3 protein-coding genes are annotated in these 4,135 nt (G+C 67.1%); 1 reads left to right on the top strand and 2 read right to left on the bottom strand.

Going from position 1 to position 4,135, the window contains the following annotated elements:
* A partial coding sequence (locus A5646_RS09725) for an AMP-binding protein (RefSeq protein WP_082984687.1) occupies positions 1-2,455 on the bottom strand: 2,455 nt, incomplete at its 3' end.
* Positions 2,456-2,569: 114 nt separating this feature from the next.
* Positions 2,570-3,325, bottom strand: a complete 756-nt coding sequence (locus A5646_RS09720; protein WP_067021427.1) for a L,D-transpeptidase family protein — start codon at positions 3,323-3,325, stop codon at positions 2,570-2,572.
* Positions 3,326-3,720: 395 nt separating this feature from the next.
* Here A5646_RS09720 and A5646_RS09715 point away from each other — a divergent pair.
* On the top strand, positions 3,721-4,135 hold a 415-nt coding region (locus tag A5646_RS09715; protein ID WP_156765569.1), incomplete at its 3' end, for a LysR family transcriptional regulator.

Raw genomic sequence — 4,135 nt, 5'->3', positions numbered from 1 at the left:
CGGTTCCGGCTAGCCGCTCGAGCCACTCCAGGAGCAGGAATCGCCCGAGATAACCATTGGCGCCGGTCAGCAGGACGGTGTGCGGTGTGCCTGTCACGTGCGGCAGCGTCGGGGCGTCGGCCAGGGTGGTGGCGTCGATGAACTTGTCCAGCGTGAGGTCCGCGGCGTAGGCCTGCGTCGCGCCCTGCCCGTGCACCGTGGCGAACGTCGGCCGCCGGGAGCCCGATTCACGCTCGGCCTCAACGTATTTCGCGAGCTGACCCAGATCGGTTGCCGGTCCGGTAATCATCCCTACCGGCACCTCGACGTCGAAGATGTCGCGCAACAGGTTGGAAAACGTGAGCGCCGACAGGGAATCGCCGCCGAGCTCGATGAACAGAGCGTCGGGCGACGGCGGACCGCCGGCCAGGCCGAGCAGCGCCTCGGCGGCGCGGGTGAGAGTGACGATCACCGGGCGCTCGGCCGCGCCTTCGCGCAACGCGCGCAGTTCGGTCACCCGATTCTCGGCCAGCTCCGCGTACAGCTGTTCGAGCCGAGCACCGTAGTGCTCCTTGAGCTTTGGCCGCAACAGCTTGCCCACTCCGGACAGCAGGCCGTTGTCCTCGCTGAACCGCTCGGTCTCCACCAGGAAGTCGACGGGCACCTCGTAGGACTGCAGCTCGGCGAGTTTCGCCGTCTGGCGCAGGGATTCGCCGAGGGCGGCCTTGAGCCCGTCGGCGTCGCCGGCGAACCTCTGGGCGGCGTCATCGGTCGGAACGACCACGGCCAGCAGATAGGGCCGTTCGCTGTTGCCGTAGATGAAGATCTGACGCACCAGAGCCGCGCTGGAGAACACCGCTTCCAGGCGCGCGACGGCGACGAACTCACCCTGGGCCAACTTCAGTACGTTGTTGCGGCGGTCGACATAGGCGAGCCGGCCCGGCTCCAGCTCGGCCATCACGTCGCCGGTGCGGTAATAGCCGTCGGCGTCGAACGCCTTGGCGGTGACATCGGGTCGTTTGAAATATCCGGGCGTGGCGGTCAGCGACTTCACCAGCAATTCGCCTCGCGGATAAGGTTTGTCGGTGCGGAAATATCCCAACTCGGGCACATCGATGAGCTTGTAGTCCAGCACCGGGGGCTGGGTGATCCGCCCGTCCTTGGTCACCATGCCCACCTCGGTCAGGCCGTAGCCGTCGAGAACGTGGACGTCCAAACAGGTCTCGATGAAAGCGCGCATCTCTGCCGCCAGCGGCGCCGTGCCGCAGAACGCGGTCACCACGCGTCCACCGAGGACCTGCTCACGCAGCTCGGCTTGTGCCTGCGCCTCGGCGGCGGGCGTCTCGACGCCCGACAGCTCGAGTCGGTCGACCGCACTCTGGTAGCGCTGGTACAGCATCTCCGCCACCCGCGGCACCAGCCCCATTTCGGTGGGGCGCACCAGGTTCCAGTCATCGAACAACGTCGACAGGTCGCTTTCCGGGACGAAATAACTCGTGCCGCCGGCCTGGAACGCCGTCGACAGCGGTATCCGGCCGCCCAGGTGATTCAGCGGCATGAAGTTCACATTGATGACCGGCGTGTCCGCGAAGTCGGGCATCAGTTCGGTGGTCCACAGCTTGCAGAGCATCCGCTCGGTGTACATGGCGCCCTTGGGCAATCCGGTGCTGCCCGACGTGTACATGATCATGGCCAGTCGCTCATCGGTGTCGCCGGTGAACATCGGCTCCGGTGGCAGGTTTCGTCCGCGCTCGATCACCTGCGCGAGCGTCTCGATGGTCACCGCGATGCCGGCGCCAGACAGCTTGGCCTGCGCGCGTTCGACGGCCTCGCGCTGGTCGTCGACCTCGGGCTGGTAGTCGAAGACCACCACCCGCCGCAACGACGAGCTGCCGAGCGCCGCGTCGACGGCGAGGTCGAGATAGCCGACACCGGCGGCCAATACGGACGGCTCGACCTCGTCGACGATCGGCTTCAGTCGTGACGGGGTCGTGTTGTGCTGCAGCGGCACGGCCACCAGCCCGAGATAGCCGCACACGAGATCGATGGTGAGGTATTCGGCGCTCGCGAAACCCACGGTGGCGACGAAGTCCCCGGGCGCCACGGGGTTGGTGGCGTCGTTTCGCCATGCTGCGGCGATGGCGCGGACATCGGCCCACAGCTCGCGGTAGGTCATGGTGTCGAATCGGGGCAGTAGCTGCGCGCTGGTGCGGCCGGTGCCGGGGTCGGTGGTCAAGGAGCGGGCGCGCCAGCCCAGTGCGGGCCGCTCGGCATAACCCTGGGCGAAGATTTCCAGGATCTGCGGCAGCCGCAGACCGGGTTGGCGTGCCGCGCTCTGCAGGTCGGGTTCGGGCTTGGTGGTGCGGAACTCTTCGTCGCGGGCGTCCAGATCGCTGATGCGGTGGGCTACCTGCCGGCGCACCGCGCTGATCGGGCCTGTGGAGCTGCCTTTCGCGCGCTTCGCTTCATCGGTCATGGCCCGCCTCTCGTTCAGATCCAGTCGTCTACCGGAACGAACCCCCGCGGTGCAGGCTTCCGTTCAGCCGTTGTGACGGTTGTCACACGCGGGTGGAGAGGTGGGCGGTGCGGCTCAGGCCACGACCTGTATGGGGTCGCCGACATTCACCTCGTTGAAGTACCAGGCGGCGTTGTCGGGGCTGAGGTTGATGCAACCGTGGCTGACGTTGGCGTAGCCCTGGGAATCGACCGACCAGGGCGCCGAGTGCACGTAGACGCCGCTCCAGGTGACGCGAACGGCGTATGAGGCGGTGATCTTGTAACCCTCGGGGGAGCTCAGCGGGATGCCGATGGTCCGCGAGTCCATCACCACGGTGCGCTGCTTTTCCAGCGCGGTGAAACTGCCGATCGGGGTGGGCCGGCTGGGCTTGCCCATCGACGCCGGCATGGTGCGCAGCACCTCGCCGTCCCTACTCACCGTGAAGGTGTGCTTGGAGATGCTGGCGACGCCGAGCAGCGCTTCCCCGGTGTCGAAGCCGGTCGTCAGGGCCTGAATTCCCACCGAGACGTGGGTGTGGGCGGGCCAGTACTGATTCGGCACCCACTGCACCACGGAGTTGTGGATCCACTCGAAGTGCCCCTCCGTACCGCTGGGCGAGGTGACGTGGATCGACCGCTCGACGGCCGACCGATCGGCGACGGGGGCGGTGAACGTCACCACGACGGGGTGGGCCACCCCCACCAAGGCGCCGTTAGCGGGCAAAATCGAGGCAACTTCGGGGGTGGGTTGCGGTACCGGCACCGCGGCGGTGCCGCGACCGACCGGCGCGATCAGGCCTATCGCCGTGATCGCGACCATAACAAATAGATAACGAACGCCTCGGCGCATAGCGTCCACCCTTCGAGATGGTGCGATCAACACACGAACATCCTACTGGTTACCCACTGACCACCGGTTTCAGCAAACAATGACAGCTCGGTCCGCTCGCCACGGTCACGATCCGATCACCGATCGGGTTCAGTTGCGTCAGCAGCGCGGCCGGTGGGCATGGTGGCCGAGCGCCGTCCCGCGGGCCGGGCAGCGGACTCGGGCCGCACCTGCGTGAAAGCGGCACCGATACTTCGGTTCTCGCGGGATCGCGACGCCGAGCGGCCCGGATGTGTCGACCCCTCGCCGCAACCCGGTGGCCGGCGCATGCGGACTTGCTTGGCCCGCCCGCCGGCAACGCGTTAGCCTCAGCGGATCGGTGCCCGAAGGCCGAGCCCGAATACGAGGGAGTGCGGATGCTCTTCCGTCAGCTGGAGTACTTCGTTGCGGTCGCTTCCGAGCGGCACTTCGCCCGGGCTGCCGAAAAGTGCTTCGTATCCCAGCCCGCGTTGTCGGCCTCGATCGCCAAGCTGGAACGGGAACTGAACGTCACGCTGATCAACCGCGGGCACAGCTTCGAGGGCCTCACGCCCGAAGGCGAGCGGTTGGTGGTGTGGGCCAGGCGGATTCTCGCCGAGCACGACGCCTTCAAATCCGAGGTGGACGCCGTGCGCTCGGGCATCACCGGGACGCTGCGGTTGGGAACCGTCCCCACCGCGTCCACGACGGCGTCGCTGGTGCTCTCGGCGTTCTGTTCGGCACACCCGTTGGTGAAGGTGCACATCCTTTCCCGGCTCGCCGCAAGCGAACTGTACCGGCGCCTGCGCGAAT

The organism is Mycobacterium sp. 1245499.0, from assembly GCF_001673615.1.
Lineage (GTDB): Bacteria > Actinomycetota > Actinomycetes > Mycobacteriales > Mycobacteriaceae > Mycobacterium > Mycobacterium europaeum_A.
The sequence above is the reverse complement of the archived record's forward strand: the minus strand, read 5'-3'. Positions and strand labels throughout refer to the sequence as shown.

Excerpts from the sequence above, each read along its gene's own strand:
- A5646_RS09720 (WP_067021427.1), bottom strand. The coding sequence starts at position 3,325 with ATGCGCCGAGGCGTTCGTTATCTATTTGTTATGGTCGCGATCACGGCG.